Source organism: Anaerococcus senegalensis JC48, from assembly GCF_000321005.1.
Classification (GTDB): domain Bacteria; phylum Bacillota; class Clostridia; order Tissierellales; family Peptoniphilaceae; genus Anaerococcus; species Anaerococcus senegalensis.
Genome location: NZ_HE578907.1, coordinates 1,019,906 through 1,038,844, shown reverse-complemented (window position 1 = coordinate 1,038,844; position 18,939 = coordinate 1,019,906). Strand labels below are relative to the sequence as shown.

The window sequence follows — 18,939 nt, the reverse complement described above, 5'->3', positions numbered from 1 at the left end:
AGAAAATATGGCTTGTGGTGAATTGAATGTTTTTATAATAAGCGATTCTACTGGAGAGACTGCTCAAACATTTGCGAAATCAGTTCTTACTCATTTTCCAAATGTAAATTTTGATGTAACTAGAAAATTTAATATAGATAGTGAAGAAAAAATAGATAAAATTGTTGATAAAATCCCTAAAGATTCAATTATAATCCAAACTATAGCTGAAAAAAAACTTGAAGAATACTTGAAGAAAAAAGCTAAAAAAGAAGAAATTAAAGTAATAGATATACTTGGACCTGCTCTTTCCTTATTTGAAAAAGTAACAGGAGAAAAAGCTCTTAGGGAGAAAAAGCTTACAAGAAAATTATCAAAAGATTACTTTTCTATGATAGAGTCAATAGAATTTGCAGTAAAATATGATGATGGAAAGGATACAAGAGGAATTAAAGAGGCAGATATCTTACTTCTTGGTGTATCAAGAACATCCAAGACACCAGTTACTATGCTTTTAGCCACAAAAGATTATAAAGTTTATAACCTACCCTTAGTTCCAGAAATTAGACTTCCAGAAGAAGTTTTTGAAATAGATCCAAAAAGAATTATAGGCCTTACAATTGATCCAGAAAAATTATCAAGAATAAGAGAAGATAGGTCAAAAGGCTTAGGAATAAAATCTAAAAGTGATTACTTTGATAAAGAAAGAATAAACAGAGAATTAGAATATGCTAAGGAAGTATTTGAAGATTTGGATTGCAAGGTTATAGATGTAACTTTAAATACTATAGAACAAACTGCTACAGATGTTCTAGAATATTATAATAAGAATTTCTCATAAAATAATGCTGCATTAGCAGCTTTATTTTTTATGCGAGGGAGAATTATGGAAAATACAAAACTAATATTATCAAGAAGATTAATTATAAGAAGGTTTGAAGAAGCAGACCTTGAAAAAAACTTAGAATTTATAAAAGACCCAAGATTCTTTTATATGTCAAAAGTCGAAAATGAAAAAGAATTAATTGAAACAAGCATTTCAAACTATGAAAATAAAAAAAATTATAATTTTTGGCACATAGTAAATAAAGGAATGAATGACTCTATTGGAACAGTAAAGGCAAGTGATTGTGAAAATGGTGTTAGAATATATATAATAATAAATAAATCACTCAGAAATAGAGGATATGGTAGAGAAGCTTTAGAAGCCGTAATAGATTATTTTTTCACACTTGAACAAAAACAAGAAGTATTTCTTAAATCAGAAAAAAATAATGAATCTTTTAAAACTCTTATAGATAAATTACACTTTAAAAAGTATGATGAAGATACAAAGTATAATTTCTACAAGATGGATAATCTCGATTACATGAAATATTTTGCAATATTTGGAGATATATAGGAGGGATAGATGGAGAAAAAATCTGAAATAATGGTATTGGACTTTGGTGGCCAATACAATCAACTTATAGTAAGACGAATAAGAGAAATGGGAGTATATGCATCACTTCATGATTGTGATGTTGACTTGAAATCTCTTGATTTAGAAAATCTAGATGGAATAATTTTAACTGGTGGTCCACAATCAATTCACAGCGATGAAAGTTTAAAATTAAATCCAGAAATATTAAATTTAAACGTTCCAATACTTGGAATTTGTTATGGGATGCAAGCCTTAGCTTTCCACTTTGATGGAGAAATATCAGAAGCTGAAAAAGGAGAATATGGAAAAACTCCTTTATTTGTTGATCAAAAATCAAAATTATTTGAAAATGTAGCACAAGAATCAATAATTTGGATGAACCATAGAGACCAAGTAACAAAAATAGGTGAAGGTTTCAAGAAAATTTCTTGGTCATTAAATTGTCCAATTGCTGGATTTGAAAACGAAGAAAAAAATATCTATGCAGTACAATTTCACCCAGAAGTTGCCCATTCCGAATATGGCTTCCAAATGCTAGAAAACTTTGTTTTAAATATTTGTAAGGCTGAAAAAACTTGGATAATGAAAGATCTTGCAAAAGAAACAATAGAAAAAATAAAAGAAAAATATGCTGGAGAGAAAATGATCTGTGGACTTTCAGGTGGGGTAGATTCAACAATAGCTGCAACACTTGTTCACAAAGCAATAGGTGATGATCTTCAATGTATATTTGTCGACCATGGTTTATTAAGAAAAAACGAAGCAAAATCCGTTATGGAGCAATACAAAAAAATTGGTCTAAACGTAAAAATGGTCGATGCTTCAAAAGAATTTCTTGATTTACTAAAAGGTGTAGAAGATCCAGAAGAAAAAAGAAAAATAATAGGAAATCACTTCATAGAAGTATTTGAAAAAGAAGCCAAAAAATTTGGTGATGCAAAATATTTAGTACAAGGAACAATATATCCTGACGTAATAGAAAGTGGAAAAGGAAAAGGTTCAGTAATAAAATCCCACCACAATGTAGGTGGACTTCCAGAAGATATGCTATTTGAAGGAGTAGTAGAACCACTTAGAGAATTATTTAAAGATGAAGTAAGAGCACTTGGAGAAAGCATTGGCGTTCCAGAAGAAATGGTATGGAGACAACCATTCCCAGGACCAGGACTTGCTATTAGAGTTTTAGGAGATATAACAGAAGAAAAACTAGAAATAGTAAGAGAAACTGACGCAATACTTAGAGAAGAAGTAAAAAATGCAGGATTAAATAGAGAAATTTGGCAATATTTCACAGTATTTACTCCAATTAGAACTGTAGGAGTAAAAGGAGATGAAAGATCCTATGATTATGTTGTTGTAGTAAGAGCAGTATCAAGTAAAGACGCAATGACAGTAGAATCTTTTGACCTACCATACGAACTTCAACAAACCCTATCAAATAGAATGATAAACGAAGTAAAAGGAGTTGGAAGAATAGTCTACGATATAACCTCAAAACCACCAGGAACAATTGAATGGGAGTAAATCTACCGTTGATTTCGGTCGATTTACCCGGAAATCAGCTGCGGTAGCAGCTAAAGAGTTTGTGTAACAAACGGGATTTTCGTTAGTCTCAACATATAAGTGTGACCGATGCAAAAGCATCGGTCATTTTCGAGACAAAGCGTAGCTGAGTCCGAAAAACTAAGCGAGAGGCCAAAGGCCTAGAGAGGATATTATAGTTAATGACTTCTATAAAATTACGACGTCAAAAATCAATGGTTACAGAAGATTAAAAACTGTAACTGGGATTAAAATGGGAACATTTTTAAAAAAAGAATAAATTGAATAATAGTTCCAAGTGGTTTACATTTGGATAAAAATAAGACCGCAGTTTCAAGCTGCGGTCTTTATTTTTATCTCATATGAATATTTTTCATAGAAATTTTCAAACTATATGAGTCAAAATTATTATCATCTAGATAACGTATGATACTTTAGTCAGCTATATCAAAGAATTGTTATATATTTGATAGGATTTAATGATACAATATAAAGAGATTCAGATTTATTTTGTGATAGGCTTTATTAAAAAATGGAGTTTCTGGAGGTTATATGTCAACAACAATAGAAATAAATAAGAAAAGTGTAAAAGAATTTTTAGACGCTGGTAAAAAACAAAAATTTGTAATTCCTGAATATCAGAGACCTTATGCATGGAGAGAAGAAGAGGTTCAAACTTTATTTGATGATTTAGTTGAATATACTCAAGAAAGAATTGATTCTCCATATTTTCTTGGGACAATTGTCTCTTATACCAATGGTGACAAAGAACAAGAAATAATTGACGGTCAACAAAGAATTACAACTTTATGCTTGTTGTTAAGAGCTTTATATACAAAAATTGAAAAAATGGATCATACCAAAGAGAGAAGTAATTTCATAAGCCAGATTGAACCGGCTTTATGGGAAACTGATGAATTAAGTGGTGAAGCAGATAAAAGTAAGACTTTATTAGAGTCTAGAGTCTTTGAATCAGAGTATAACAATATATTAAATCACATACTAAGTACTGGTATTGCAGATGAAGGTGCTAAGGATAATTACACTAGGAATTATTTATTATTACAAAATCTCATAGATGAGTATGCTAAAGATGAGCCTTTAACTTTCTATCACATGATAAATAATATTTTAAATAAAGCAATTGTTCTTCCTATCAAGGCCGATAGCCAGGATACTGCACTTACGATTTTTTCAACACTTAATGATAGGGGATTGCCTTTATCTGATGCAGATATTTTTAAGGCAAAAATTTATAACAACATTAAAGATACTACAGCTAGAAAGACTTTTATACAAAAGTGGCAAGAAGTTAGTGCAGGTGCAGAATATGCTGAAGAAAGTATTCAAAGATTATTTTATTATTACATGTTTTATCTTCGAGCAAAAGGGAACGATAGAAAGACAACAACCCCGGGTCTAAGAAAATATTATTCAAGTAATAATTTTATTAGGCTATATGATCCAGATTTAATGGATGATTTGAGCGCAATATTAAACTTTTGGTCAGTAGTTAATAATAAACAAGAAATAGATTGTGAACCTTGGTCAAGCAACTTTGAAATTTTAAAAGTATTAGATATTCTTACTTCTTATCCAAATGAATTTTGGAAATACCCTGTAATTACTTATTACTTATGCTATAAAGATTCAGATAACTTTGAGGATAAATTCCTTTTCTTTTTAAGAAAATTATTTGTTAATCTATGTAGTAGATATATTGTGACTCCAACAATTAACGCAGTTAAGCAAAATATCCTAAACTTAAATTCGGAGATTATTAATAGAGACGAACCTAAATTTGAATTTAAGGCTGTTGATCAAAATATTATAAAAGTTGAATTAAAAAATCCTCATAGAAACGTGATTAGGATGTTATTAAAATTACTAGCTTATGATGAAGACTTACAAGATGAACTATTGCCGGGAAAATGGGAAATCGAACACATTCTGCCTAGAAAATGGCAGGACTCTTATTTCCCAAATTCATCAGAAGAAGAGGTAAATGAGATTATTGAACACCTTGGAAATAAAATACCTTTTGAAAAAAGGCTAAATATAGTGGCTAGTAATGGATATTTTGAAAAGAAGAAAGCTCTGTATAAAGAATCAAAAATAGCTATGGTTCAAGAAATTTCACAATTTCATTCAAAAGACTGGAAATTAGAGCAGATAAGGGAAAGAGATATCAGAGTTTCTGATAGAATTTTAGAAATATTTGATTTGTGGACTGCTGACATAAATAATACAAATAAAACAAAACTTACAAAAGAGGATAGAGAGGCGATTGAACTAATAAAGTCAAGAGGTTTGGAAGGATATATAAAGTAATTTGTAGAACTGGGACTTAGTTAGGACAAAATTTGAAAAATGAGAATGATAGTACTGCTCGATGTTCTGTAAACATTGACTTTATTGAATATTTCAATGGTATGAGTGATTCATAATTATAGTAAATGGATAACTAATTGAAATAAAGAACATTATTATAAATATTAACTCAAATGATCTCTTTATTGTTTCTAAGAAGAGTCTAGAGCTAGTTTTTTGTAATCATATACATGAAATATAAAAAACAATATGGATATAATAAATGTAGATTATATCGTTTGAAATGATTTGATGAAAGGAGGACCTATGTTCGAAGGAATTGTTTTATCTATTGTTGAGGAAGTTATTTGTGCTGGCGGAAAAGGAATATTAAATAAAATTTCTTTTCACTTTAAAAAGAATAAAGCAAAAAAAGCATTATTGAAAAAAGTGCAAGATATAGGGAATAATAGATATATAGAATTAGACTATGTGAACCAATTAGATTCTTTTTTAATTAGTGAGAATTTTGTTCAAAATTTAGTGAACTTTAGCTATTACCCAGAAGAATTTACATATAAATCAATTAGTACGTATCTAAAATTTCTTCTAGAGAAATTCATTGATGGGAACGAAGAACTAACTACTAAAAAAAATCTAATTTACGAAGACTTGTATTACTTGTCTGAAATAGTATTGAGTACTTTTAATGATTTTTCTCATGATGAAACTGTACGCTTAGCTGTAATAAATATAAAAGAACCACTTCAAGAGCAGCTTAAGGTTATTAGTGAACAAAATCAGAAAATTATCCAAGTAATGGAAACAAGTTTGGGTGATCAAAAAAATCAAAGCTTTCAAATTGATAATGATGAAGCTTTGAAAGCTTATAAAGCATCATTAACAGCACTTTTTATAGATCAAACAAGCTATTTAGCTAGAGATATTTATACTAAAGACAATCAACTATATTCTTCAATTGATTCTTTATTAAGAGATAAGCGTATCCTATTATTAGGAGATCCAGGATCGGGAAAGACGTACGAGTCTATAAATTTAATTAAAGAGTTATGTATGGATGAAACATATAGTGATTACATTCCGATTTTTGTTAAATTGCTTGAATATGGGATAGTTTATGATTCAATATTTGACTATATTAAATCTATATTAGCCCCTTTCTGGAAAGGAATTACGGACGAAAAAATAAAAAAGGAGTTATGTGATAAAAAAATTATTATTGTATTAGACGGGATTGATGAAATAGTAGATATAAATAATCGAATTAAATTCTATTCCGAAGCAAATGACCTTTTGTGTAATACCAATGCATATTTTTATATTACTTCAAGAGTTAACTCTTATAATGGGAATATTCAAAATGTTCATGAGTACAAAATTAAAGATTTGTCTCAAACTCAAATTCGTGAAGAGCTCGATAAAAACAATATTAAAATACCTATCCAACATGATTATTATGAGTTATTTACTAATCCTTTATTCTTAAATATTGGAATTGAGGTATTAAAAGATTCTAATACAAAATTTTATAATAGAAGCCAATTGTTTAATGCTTATTTTGAAGAGGTTTGTTACAAAAGAGATAAAGAGAAACTACTTCCTGAAACAGTAGTGAAGAATTATTTCGATGTATTAATGACGATAGGAGGTTTGGCATTTAATACTTTTGATAAAAGTGCCCTATCTATTTCAGAATTTGATGAGTTTTTTACTTCTCAGCAGTGCGAATATACCGCAATCACAGTTTATGACCTTTTTAGAATCGATATTTTTAAAATTGATTCGACTATATCCTTTGCTCATAAACAATTTAAAGAGTTTTTTGCTGCTTATTATATGGTGAAAACTTTTAATATGGATAATGATAGAAATATTTATAAAAATTTAATGAGAAATAAGAACTGGCAAGAAGTTATGATTTTTGCTTCAGGACTTATATCAGATATTGATGAACAAAATGTTTTCTTAGATATGATGTTAGTAATGAACTTAAAAACTTATATTCAATGTGTTAAGTTAAAAAATGATTTATCTAATAAACTAATGAAACTTAATCATGAAGAATATTCTAAGCTTTATCTTCATACATTGTATCGAAGTTATACGCTTATTATTGAACATTATTTTAATGATATTTATGAAATCTTTCCACCATTCAAAAGTAAGAATGAAAGTTCAAGCCAGGGTAAAAAGATATGTTTAGTTGGGAGTATATCATCTGATAGAAAACGACTAGATTTTTGGTTTGATTGGAAAGATAATAGCTCAGAATCGGTCCAATTAATTGAATTGAAGGATATTTCTGCTGAATATAGAGATTTTCAAAGAAGAGCTGCTATAGAAAGACGTGATATAACTAAAAAATATATAAATTTAGAATCATCTCGATTAATGGGAGACACATCTAGGCATGTTGCAAACGAAGAAATTTATTCTAACATCACTAGGGCACTTGAACGACGAAGTTTATATGAGAGTGATTACATTATTTATGAAAAACTTCGTTCGCTGATAAGAAATGAAAAAATATTTAAAGATAAGTCGGTTAGAGAAATTTCAGAATGGGCAAAAGATTATATTGAAGAAACGTTAGATTTTTTTAATAAATGGTCACATGTAGGGGACATAGTAGAGATACAATATGGTAATATTAATGTTCTTGAATTGCAGAAAATAACAAATTATCTTGTAGCAAAGAATAAAACTGATATTGAACTCTCATTACCACCTTCGGACTTACCTATGAAATCAGGATACGTTTGGAACTTGTTTTCAGAAAAACAAGTTATAAATCGTCTTGAAACATATTTTTTGTGGAGGCAAGAAAGTTTTTATGAAATGGTAAATCGAAATTTTCCTTCTATGAAAAATTATTTTTCTCTTTCAAGAGATTATCCCTATAAGTATAGAGTACATTTAAAATTTCATGATAATAGTGATGGAAGATTTTCTGAACCAAGTATAAAGTATTATAGAATTGCAATTGATCAGAATGAAGACAATACACCTGATATTGTTATTCAACAACAAGAATTAGAGATTAGTGATGAAGAAATATTTAAACATATCAGATGTAGTTTTCAAAAACATGGAAAAGTATGTGAAAAAGAAACGCTGGCTTCAACAGGTTTTACTATGACCTTATTTTCATATAGAAATGTCGGAAATACTCCGCTAACTGACCGTGTATATGATGATTTACAAGAAGAGTTTAAAAATTTATTTGAATGAGATGTATACTTTTTTTAGTTGCTTATTATAAGTGATTTAATCTAAGTCCCTTAAATAAGAAAGAGGAGTTATAAGGAGACCCCATAAACTTGGATCTACTAGCATAGTTAGTGTTAAAACTTACTCTGCTTTTTTTAGCTAAAAATAGCCTTTTTTGTTATAATTATACTAACAAGGAGTGTATATATGGAAACTACTATTAATCTTTACCAAAAACTATGGCAGGCTTCTGATGATCTTAGGTCTCAGATGGATGCCAATGAATATAAGAACTATTTATTAGGAATAATTTTTTATAAATATTTATCAGATAAGATGCTTGATGAGGTTGGCAAGTTACTTGAAGTTGATGATGCCGACCTTAAAACTATTCAGCAAATTTATCAAGAAGAGATGCAAGGAGATGATGCTGACCTTATTGTTGATGAGCTTAGGAATAAATTTTCCTTTGTAATATCCCCAGTCCATACCTTTACTAATTTTATAAAGCAAATCGAAGAAGGCACCTTCCAACTAGATGACCTTGGCCAGGCCTTTAATGAAATCGAGCGAGCTGATAAGGACTTCAATGGATTGTTTGAAGATATAGACCTCTACTCAAACAAGCTAGGCAAGCTTCCCCAAGAGAAGAACAAACGCATATCAAATGTTATGAAGCAATTTGCAGAAGTCAATTTTGCAAACTATTCTGGCGATGTCCTTGGTGATGTTTACGAATATATGCTAGCAAACTTTGCTTCAGAATCAGGCAAAAAAGCAGGAGAATTCTATACCCCACAGCCTGTATCAAGGCTTATGGCTATGATAGCTATGGATGGCAAAGAAGATAAGGCGGGTTTAACTGTATTTGACCCGACCCTTGGGTCTGGATCCTTGCTTTTAAATGTAAGAAACTTCTCCAATGAAGCAAATCGAATTAGATATTTTGGTCAGGAGCTAAACAATTCTACCTACAACCTATCTCGTATGAATATGATCCTCCACGATGTGCCACTAGAGTATCAGAGCTTAAACCAAGGTAACACTCTATCAGATGATTGGCCAGTAGATGAGCCAACTAACTTTGATGCTGTTTTGATGAATCCGCCATATTCTGCCAAATGGGATGCGAGCAAGGGATTTTTGGATGATCCACGATTTTCTGAATACGGAGTCCTTCCACCAAAATCAAGGGCGGACTTTGCCTTTCTCCTCCATGGTTTTTACCACTTAAAAAACACAGGAACTATGGCAATCCTCCTCCCACATGGAGTGCTCTTTAGGTCGGGGGCAGAGGAAAAGATTAGGAAAATCATGCTAGAAAATGGATCCATAGATGCAGTCATAGGCCTTGCTCCAAATCTATTCTACTCTACAGGAATTCCAGTAAGTCTTATAATACTAAAGAAAGACAAGACAGACAGAAGTGTTTATTTCATAGATGCAAGCTGCGAATTTGTCAAAAAAGGCAACAAAAACGAACTAACCGAAGACAATATCCAAAAGATATACAAGGCCCTAAGGTCCAGGGAAGAAATTGACAAATTCGCCCACCTGGCCAAGTTTGATGAGATAGAAGAAAATAGCTTCAACTTAAATATCCCAAGATATGTCGACACCTTCGAAGAAGAAGATCCCATAGATCTGGCAGAAGTATCAAAAGATATCAAGTCTATCAATGAAGAAGCTGATAAGCTAAAAGCAGAAATCCTAGCTGATATGAAAAACCTTGTGGCAAATACAGATGAGGCCAAGGCGGAGCTTGAAGGATTTATGGAAATCCTTGGAGGAGACCTATGAGAAAGGTTCCAGAGCTAAGGTTTGCTGGCTTTGATGGGGAGTGGGAAGAAAAGAAGATTAGAACTCTAGGAAGTGTAATCACTGGAACAACCCCAAAAACATCGGATGCATCTAATTATAATGGTAAATACTTGTTTGCTTCACCTAGTGATATGTATGGACAACGTTATATAACAAACACTGATAAAACATTAAGCGAACAAGGCTTCAAGAAATCTAGATTATTACCCAAGGGTTCAAGTTTGTTTGTTAGTATAGGAGCGACTGTAGGAAAAATGGCACAAGCCCCTATTGATATGGCTACTAACCAACAAATTAACAGCGTTGTATCTAATAATAACTATGATCAGGATTATGTATTCACTCTTCTCAATTATAATTCTGATAAGATAATTAAAATAGTATCAACACAAACAATGCCAATTATCAATAAGACTGAATTCAGCAATACTAAATTAGTAACATCTACCAATCTTGTAGAACAAGAAAAAATCGGAGATTTATTTAAAAATATTGATTACCTAATCGAAATCCAAGAAGGTAAAGTTGCCAAGATGAGAGATTACAAGAAATCCATGGTCCAAAAAATGTTCCCTAAAAAAGACAAGCTTGTCCCTGACTTTAGGTTTGATGGATTTGATGGAGAGTGGAAAACTGTGAAATTTAAAGAATTTCTTAAAGAATATAAAGTAAAAACAAATAATGAAAATGAATTAGTAATGTTATCTAGCACTAACAATGGGATGACTTATAGAGAAAGAAATGTTAGTGTTGCTACTAATGCTGGTTATAAAATAATATATAAAAATGATTTGGTTTTGTCTCCTCAAAATTTATGGTTGGGAAATATAAATTTTAATAATTTAGAAGATGGTATAGTATCCCCAAGCTACTACACATTTAAAATAAATGAGTTAGAGCCTAACTTTATAGAACCCCAGATTAGAACAAAGCGCATGCTGGAAAACTACAAAAATGCTTCAAGTCAAGGCGCTAGTGTTGTCAGAAGAAACTTAGAAATTAATGAGTTTTATGAAATAAAATTATCAATTCCTTCTATAGAAGAACAAGAAAAAATAGGAAACTTCTTTAAAAACCTAGACGGCCAAATCGAGGCCGAAGAAAAATTACTAGAGTCATATAAAATGATGAAAAAATCCCTACTCCAAAAGATGTTTGTATAGGAGATGTTATGGTAGAGATAAAATTTGATGATGAATTAAAATTAGAAAAAGACCTGATTAACCAGCTTATTTCAGGCAAGAGCCAGTGGACCTATGAGCCATCTATCAAGACTCATGAGGACCTTTGGAATAACTTTAGAAGGATACTTGAGACTAACAACAAGTCTGTCCTTGCAGACTACCCTTTGACTGATTCTGAGTTTCGCCAAATCCAAAATGCCATGACTTTTTCTTCCTTTTATGAAGCGGGTAAGTTCTTGGTTGGGGAAAATGGCATAGCAAAAGTCTCTGTCCAAAGAGAAGATGCCAGCCTGGGTACCGTCAGACTTGTAGTATTCAAAAGAGAGGATGTGGCTGGTGGATCTTCTGTCTACCAGGTTATCAACCAATTTGTCGCCCCAAAGACCATGGGTCTAGACCGAGACGCTCGTTTTGATGTGACCCTCCTTATCAATGGGATTCCCCTTATCCAAATAGAGCTAAAGAAGAGATCAGTTTCTCATATGGATGCCTACAATCAAATCAAAAACTACATAGCAACTGATAAGTACAGAGGACTTTTTTCCTGCCTTCAATGCTTTGTGATTTCCAATGGGTCGACTACCAGATACATTGCTGCCAATACTGATACTAAGCTTAACAAAAAGTTTTTGACCAGATGGAATGATAGGGATAATAATTCAGTGGATGACCTCTTTGGCTTTGCCAGAGATGTCCTTTCCATTCCCCAAGCTCACCAGCTAATCAGTCACTACAGTGTGCTAGATAATGAGGGAGAAAATATTATAATCCTTCGCCCTTACCAAATCCACGCCATCAAGGCCTTGAAAGAGGCGGCAAGTAAGCACGAGTCTGGATATGTTTGGCATACAACTGGTTCTGGTAAAACCTTAACTTCATACAAGGCCAGTCGAAATCTATATCAGATACCAAGGATTGAAAAGACAATATTTATAGTAGACAGGGTGGATTTGGACCAGCAAACCACATCTTCCTTTTTGGCCTATGCTGCCAACGATACTGTGGATATAGAATCAACTGATAATGTCAAAAATTTGAAATCTCATCTCCTATCAGATGATAGGTCGGTGGTGGTGACAACTGTCCAAAAGCTTAACTATATGATTAATAACAGGGATAAGTGGTTAACAGATAGTCAGGTAAATAAGCTTAGGAAATTAGAAATAGCCTTTGTTATAGACGAATGTCACAGGGCTATATCTCCATCCCAGCAAAATATTTTGAAGAAATTTTTCATCAATTCCTTGTGGTATGGCTTTACCGGAACACCGATTTTTGCTGAAAACAAAAAGGCTGCCGTGGGAAATTTGCCACAGACTACAGAAGAACAATTTGGCAAAAGGCTTCACGAGTACACAGTCAAGGAAGCCATAGGTGATGGGGCAGTGCTAGGCTTTCAAGTAGAAAATATGGATATGATTGGCGAAGGTGTATATGAAATAGTGGCAAATGTTAAGCCAGATATGGATGTTTACAAATACGAGAGAGAGGACCTAGAGCCATATATACCAGACAAGGTTTATGAAAATGATGAATACAAGCTTGCTGTTATAGACAAAATTATTAATGGAATGGCCAGAAGATTTGCCCTAGATAGGGGTAGAGGCAAGACCTATGGGGCCATACTTACCACATCATCTATCAAAGATGCTAAGGATTATTATAGGCTCTTTAGACAAGTGATTGAGGCTAGGTCTGAGGTGAAAGTTTCCGATAGGATAAAGTCTATGGTGGCTGATTTCCCAAAGATTGCCATGACATATTCTATTGTAGAAAATGATGAAAGAATAATAGAAAACAACGAAGCTATGAAAGAAGCCTTGGCTTACTATAATGATGAATATGGAACAAGTTTCTCCTTAGAAACCATAGGCTCTTATAACCGCAACCTAAACGAAAGGCTTGCCAGGAAAAAAGATAAGTATAAGTCTAGAGCTGAGCAGGTGGATATAGTTATAGTGGTCGATAGGCTCCTAACAGGATTTGACTCTCCAAGTATGTCATTACTTTTGATAGACAGGGCACCTATGACTCCTCAGGGGCTTATCCAAGCATTTTCTAGGACCAATAGACTATATGATGACCGTAAGGCCTATGGGCAAATAATAACATTTAGGACGCCAAAAGCCTATGAAGAAGCAATCGAAAATGCCTTCAAACTTTATTCAAACGGTGGGGAAAACTATGTGACTGCACCGACCTATGAAGAATCCAAAGAGAAATTTGACCAAAGTGTAAAAGAACTATTGACCTATGAGCTAGTAGAAAGCCCAGAGATCGAGTACGGCATAGAAAAAATGGTTGAATTTGTTTCGGCCTTTCAAAAATTCGACAAGGCCAATGCATCTGTAATGGTCTACAGTGAATATGAAGAGGATGAAGGATATTACAAAAACGCTATAGATAAGAAGACCTTGGAAAAATATTTTGACCAATATAATTATATAAAAGCATTGCTACCAACAACAGACGAAACAGACATTAATCTCCCACTAGACCTGTACTATGAACCAATCTCAATCCACCAAGGAACCATAGATTATAATTATCTAGCAAACCTCATGCAAGAAAAGGCCAAAAATAGGTCAAGTAATGATGCAAAACAAGATAGTGAAATAGAAAAAACGATAGAAGAACTATCAAAAACCAACCCAGAAAAAGCAGAAATCTACAGAGAAATTTATCAAGAAATGACAAAAGATCCAGATAAATTTGTAGATCAAAATATCGAAGAGTTGGCAAGAATCAAAATAAATCAAATCATAGAAGAAAAAATAAATAAATTCGCCGACCACTACAAGGTAAAGGTAGACGACTTGGTATTCTACACTATCAACTACAAAGACAAAAAAGAAAACAACAAACCTCTAGGAGAAGATGAGCTAATAAAAAACGCAGACAAAGACGCCTACAACAAAGAAAATGGAGAAAATATTAGTCTTTTAAGATATAGAAAGCTAATAAGAACTGCTGCAGCTGATTTTGTGGAAGGGGAAGTGCTGGGGTACTTGGACTAGGGGAATATCTAAAATATTATAAAAATATACTAAAATACTGTTTCTTTATATAGTGAAAGGACTAAAATGTATACAGACACACATATTGATCATATAATTGAAGCTGCAAGAGCTAATAAGCTAATACTATTTGTAGGAGCAGGAATATCAAAAGATTCAGGTTATCCATTATGGGGAGAGGTTATCAAAAGTTTTGGAGATGATCTATATGGAGAAGAAAATAATTATGAATTAGACTACTTAAAAATTCCTCAATATTATTATAATACTTTTGGAAAAATTAAGTATGAGGAAAAAATTTTAGAATCATTTAATGAACATAACGCTAAACCTAATCTTATCCACAAACAAATAGACAGAATTGCCCCTAAGCATATCATAACTACCAACTATGATACATTACTAGAAGATCAACTAAATTCAGGGATTTTAAAATATGAAGTCATAAAAAAAGATTCAGACGTACCAAATTCTAAACTAGGTAATTATATAATAAAAATGCATGGGGATATTAATGAGAGGAATTTTGTGTTAAAAGAAGATGATTACTATAATTATAATAATGATTTTCCAGTTATATCTCATCTTATACAATCACTTATAGTTAACAATACGTTACTTTTTATAGGATACTCACTATCAGATACAACTTTTAATTCGATTTACAGATTAATTTCAAATCAGCTAGGAAATAATGTCAATAATGCTTATCTGTTTACTACTGATAATCTAAATGAATTCGAGGTTAGATATTATGACAATTTAAATATAAAAGTAATTGGAGGCGAATCCACTAAAACAAAATTAAAATATGGATTAAGTGAAAAAGGGTTAAGAACTTACGAGTTTTTAAAATGTATATCAAATGGAATTAAAAGTTACTATGATATTTATAAAGAGATCGAACCTTTTAACTCTTTGAAATTTATTGAATATAGCGATCTTATAAACTATGGAGTTGATAATGTTGAATATAAACGTCAAATGAACTTACACCATTTTATTTTTGAATATAATGATGAAACCCCTCCCAAAATTGACAAAAATACAAAATTGAAACTTAAAGAATTTTTGAGCTCAAAAACGGATAGCTTATTTTTATTTAATGAGGAGTTAGATTCTAATAGAAAATATGAAAAGAATGGTGATTTCAACACTGCTTATAAATTTTATGATAAGGGCGACTACAAATCTGCTGAAGAAGAATTAGAGATACTAGCGAATAAATTTTTAAAAAGTAAAGATTATATAAATTATTTAATAGCTTTGTTTAATATTGATAATATTAATAATAAAAAACGGAATTATAATTACTTGGAAGAAGAATTGGAAAATAATAAAAGCAATAAAACAGATAGCTCAGACTCTTCAAAAGATAAAAATCTAAAAGATTACTATTTGGGAGATGATTTTGGCCAAGTTTTAGATAATATACTTAGATTATCTACAAATAATGATAGAAAAGTAATCTTATTCTTAAGGGATGAAGTTTTTAACTTCAGGTATTTATATAGGAAACAAAGAAGGATATATGATCGATATCAAAGCATAAAACTAGATTGGTTAAAGTCTCATGATAGTTCTAAACGATACCATAATTACGAATCAAATGATTCAAATATAGTGAAAATAAAAAATGAATTTATAAGTTTAAATCAATTCATAGACTGCAATGGAATATTTATAAGGCATTATAATGAGTTTCGTAGTATAGTTAATATTTACTTTGAAACACTAATTTATTCACATACATTATCAAAACTAGATAATGATAATATGCATTTTTCATCTGTATATAGTATCTTTGATAAAGAAGATGTTATTTATGTATTTAAGTATATTGATAGGAAATATTTTAGGGAATTTTTAGATAAAAATAAAATTAATAATATAAGAATTACAGAAGAAGCTTATGATTATCTTATTAATGAAATATTAAATTTAATATATTTATTTAATGAAAATAGTATAAATTTGAGACAGTTATATTACTTAAATAATTATATATTTTCTTTATCTTATATTGATTTAAATGATCCCAATAGATTAATTGAAGTTTTACAGAGTATGCAGGTATTTAATACCTATACTTTAGAAATAAATAAAATCCTATTAAAATTAATATACATGAATTTAGATAATATATCATTTGAAGAATATACAAAGATAGTAGATATTTTAAGTAATAATTTAAATCTTATATATATTAATGATAAAAAAAATTTTAAAATTGGATATCCTAAATATGGATTTTATATAAATGGAACTACTTCAATATTAGATTATATAAACAAGTTTAAAACGATTGAAGTAATATTTAATATGAGCGAATTAAATAAAGATATATATTTAATTAAATCTGGTAAGAAGAATATAAAAGAACTAGAGCAGATTGACTTTATTTTTGAAGGGCTTGTTAATTATTTTAATCAAGATATTCTCTCAGTATTAGAAGAATTATTATTAGAATATTCCCAATCACATATAGATGATTGTAATATATTATTCTTATCATTGGTTATTCTAAAAGATTATGATTTTTTTAATAAATATAAGGAGGATGTTTACAACCAACTAATAACCTATTCAAATTTTACAACTCCAGAAGGAATTATAATAGAAAATTTTAATAAAAATCTTTCTATTAATAGGTTGTACAGACATTTTGTTCATAAAGATTTTGACAAGGAAGATATAATAAATGATATAAATTTTAAAAGTGTAGAGGGAGTAGATTTTCAATTTGATTGGTTTATACTAGAGAATTATAGTATTAAATCCATAGACAATATACTGCATCGTGTTGATTTAGAATATTTTAAAAATAACTACATTAAAGATAGAGATCAAATTAATGCTTTTGAAGAATATAAGGAATACTTGATAAAACTAAAACAAAATAGGTGAGAAGTTATTCTCACCTCTTATATCTTTATTACATCCCCATTGACACTACCCAATCCACCAGTAAAACAATATATAGAAATATTTCTATATGAGGTGGATTATGAGTGTTGATTATGAAAATTTATCTAAAAAGATAATAGTGATTTCTGATCCTAAGAGGCTTAAGATTATTGATATGTTATCTTGTGATGAGCTTTGTGCTTGTGATATTCTTGAGAAATTTGATATTGCTCAGCCTACCTTATCTTATGATATGAAAAAGCTCGAAGAAGCCAGTCTTGTAACTAGCAGGAGAGATGGTAAGAATACTTTCTACTCTTTAGATAAGGATAGTTTGGATGAGATTGAGGATAGCCTAAAGCTTATATTTCATATCCAAGATGATTGTATTTGCAAGGAGTAAATCCAAAGCAAATATTATATAATATAAAACTTGCTAGAGGGAATATTTATAGGATTAAGAAAAGTCCATTTATCTTAGGTGTTGGTCTTATTTTAGTCCTAGTTATTTTTTATCTTTGCTTTAATTACTCAAAAGACTTCTTGGGTTTTCTTGTGGGGTTTTGGCTATAGGCTTATTTTTTATTTTTACTCTAGGTCAAGGTATAAGGGAAAACGGATTTGTTTTATTTTTAGGTAATATACCTATACTAAAGTTTGTTTCTTTTGAGTATATAAAGTGATTAGATAGTTCTTATGATAAACTTAGTGATTTGATCCTTGGAATTAAGGCACATTCTACCACTTATAAACAAACTTACAAGATAAGCGATAACTAACTATTTCCAAAACTTCATCAATCCTAGAATCTGGTAACCCTAGTAGGAGTGTCCTTACTTTTAAATTTTCCCTAGCTGATAAGTTCTCATACAAGGCAGGTATTCTATCAAGGCACCCATATCTGATAAATCGTCACGACTCCACTCATGACCTTCAAAAAAGATTTGACCAGATGTTTTATGAATCATTCCAGTAATCATCTTTAATGTAGTCGATTTACCTGCACCGTTAGGTCCTAGCAATCCATAGATAGAATTTTCTTTTATTTTAAAAGAAATATTATCTACTGCTTTTTGGTTTACAAAGGTTTTAGTTAGATTTTTTGTTTCTAATATAAATTTGTCCATAAATGAACCTCCTATTCATTTTATAAACTTAGTATAAAATACAAATTTAAGGATTCCATAAGGAAGATAAGATTCTTTAAAAATTTAATAGATTGTTTTTGCCTTTATTGTCCGGTACTGGGACTGGGACGGAACTAAAAATCTGAAAACGTCCTATAATTAGGTGAATTTATTGATATTAGAAAAAATAGAATCTAGTATTTTGAATGATTTGGTATATATCGTATGTTTGGAAAAGAAGAATGGGAGTAAAATTATCCTTGATTGGGTAATTTTACCCGAAAAATAGTGCGGAGCACGGAGAGCAGTGAAACTGCGGTTTTCGTTAGTCGTAAAATTTTCTAAAATGTCTTAATTACAAGCTATAAAGAGAATAAAAAATGGCTATTGGTACTCAA

The 18,939-nt window shown here is 30.7% G+C and carries 11 protein-coding genes; 10 read left to right on the top strand and 1 reads right to left on the bottom strand.

What is annotated here, in order from left to right; translation table 11 throughout:
• Positions 1–7 precede the first annotated feature (7 nt).
• The 10 genes from ASHG_RS05125 to ASHG_RS05080 all read left to right on the top strand — a co-directional run bounded on the left by ASHG_RS05125 (position 8) and on the right by ASHG_RS05080 (position 17,817).
• Positions 8–820: a pyruvate, water dikinase regulatory protein gene (locus ASHG_RS05125; RefSeq protein ID WP_040397952.1), complete on the top strand. Its 813-nt coding sequence runs from the start codon at positions 8–10 to the stop codon at positions 818–820.
• Positions 821–865: 45 nt separating this feature from the next.
• Entirely contained in the window at positions 866–1,381 is a 516-nt protein-coding gene (locus tag ASHG_RS05120) for a GNAT family N-acetyltransferase (protein ID WP_040397951.1), read from the top strand.
• Between the two features lie 9 nt (positions 1,382–1,390).
• The gene (guaA, locus tag ASHG_RS05115; RefSeq protein ID WP_040397949.1) at positions 1,391–2,926 is read left to right on the top strand and encodes a glutamine-hydrolyzing GMP synthase; all 1,536 of its coding nucleotides are present in this window, start codon (positions 1,391–1,393) and stop codon (positions 2,924–2,926) included.
• A gap of 570 nt (positions 2,927–3,496) precedes the next feature.
• A complete protein-coding gene (locus tag ASHG_RS05110; RefSeq protein WP_040397948.1) occupies positions 3,497–5,275 on the top strand; it encodes a DUF262 domain-containing protein in 1,779 nt (592 codons plus the stop codon).
• Positions 5,276–5,581: 306 nt separating this feature from the next.
• Positions 5,582–8,506 (top strand): NACHT domain-containing protein, encoded by a 2,925-nt coding sequence (locus ASHG_RS05105; RefSeq protein ID WP_040397947.1) that lies wholly within the window; start codon positions 5,582–5,584, stop codon positions 8,504–8,506.
• Positions 8,507–8,692: 186 nt separating this feature from the next.
• The gene (locus tag ASHG_RS05100; protein WP_040397945.1) at positions 8,693–10,285 is read left to right on the top strand and encodes a type I restriction-modification system subunit M; all 1,593 of its coding nucleotides are present in this window, start codon (positions 8,693–8,695) and stop codon (positions 10,283–10,285) included.
• Complete coding sequence (locus ASHG_RS05095; protein WP_040397943.1) at positions 10,282–11,469, top strand: restriction endonuclease subunit S; 1,188 nt, start codon at positions 10,282–10,284, stop codon at positions 11,467–11,469. Before ASHG_RS05100 ends, ASHG_RS05095 begins: the two co-directional genes overlap by 4 nt.
• 8 nt (positions 11,470–11,477) lie before the next feature.
• Positions 11,478–14,507, top strand: coding sequence for a type I restriction endonuclease subunit R, EcoR124 family (locus tag ASHG_RS05090; RefSeq protein WP_040397941.1), 3,030 nt, complete (start codon positions 11,478–11,480; stop codon positions 14,505–14,507).
• Positions 14,508–14,573: 66 nt separating this feature from the next.
• A complete protein-coding gene (locus ASHG_RS05085) occupies positions 14,574–17,414 on the top strand; it encodes an SIR2 family protein (RefSeq protein WP_040397939.1) in 2,841 nt (946 codons plus the stop codon).
• A 100-nt stretch (positions 17,415–17,514) separates the two neighbouring features.
• Positions 17,515–17,817, top strand: coding sequence for an ArsR/SmtB family transcription factor (locus tag ASHG_RS05080; protein ID WP_040397938.1), 303 nt, complete (start codon positions 17,515–17,517; stop codon positions 17,815–17,817).
• A gap of 436 nt (positions 17,818–18,253) precedes the next feature.
• Here ASHG_RS05080 and ASHG_RS05075 read toward each other — a convergent pair whose 3' ends face one another.
• Positions 18,254–18,541: an ATP-binding cassette domain-containing protein gene (locus ASHG_RS05075; RefSeq protein ID WP_425277228.1), complete on the bottom strand. Its 288-nt coding sequence runs from the start codon at positions 18,539–18,541 to the stop codon at positions 18,254–18,256.
• Positions 18,542–18,939: the final 398 nt, after the last annotated feature.

Bases quoted from the DNA above. Each gene is read 5' to 3' on its own strand.
- ASHG_RS05075 (WP_425277228.1), bottom strand. From the start codon at position 18,541: ATGGACAAATTTATATTAGAAACAAAAAATCTAACTAAAACCTTTGTA.
- guaA (WP_040397949.1), top strand. From the start codon at position 1,391: ATGGAGAAAAAATCTGAAATAATGGTATTGGACTTTGGTGGCCAATAC.
- ASHG_RS05090 (WP_040397941.1), top strand. From the start codon at position 11,478: ATGGTAGAGATAAAATTTGATGATGAATTAAAATTAGAAAAAGACCTG.
- ASHG_RS05085 (WP_040397939.1), top strand. From the start codon at position 14,574: ATGTATACAGACACACATATTGATCATATAATTGAAGCTGCAAGAGCT.
- ASHG_RS05120 (WP_040397951.1), top strand. From the start codon at position 866: ATGGAAAATACAAAACTAATATTATCAAGAAGATTAATTATAAGAAGG.
- ASHG_RS05125 (WP_040397952.1), top strand. From the start codon at position 8: ATGGCTTGTGGTGAATTGAATGTTTTTATAATAAGCGATTCTACTGGA.
- ASHG_RS05095 (WP_040397943.1), top strand. From the start codon at position 10,282: ATGAGAAAGGTTCCAGAGCTAAGGTTTGCTGGCTTTGATGGGGAGTGG.
- ASHG_RS05105 (WP_040397947.1), top strand. From the start codon at position 5,582: ATGTTCGAAGGAATTGTTTTATCTATTGTTGAGGAAGTTATTTGTGCT.
- ASHG_RS05110 (WP_040397948.1), top strand. From the start codon at position 3,497: ATGTCAACAACAATAGAAATAAATAAGAAAAGTGTAAAAGAATTTTTA.
- ASHG_RS05100 (WP_040397945.1), top strand. From the start codon at position 8,693: ATGGAAACTACTATTAATCTTTACCAAAAACTATGGCAGGCTTCTGAT.
- ASHG_RS05080 (WP_040397938.1), top strand. From the start codon at position 17,515: ATGAGTGTTGATTATGAAAATTTATCTAAAAAGATAATAGTGATTTCT.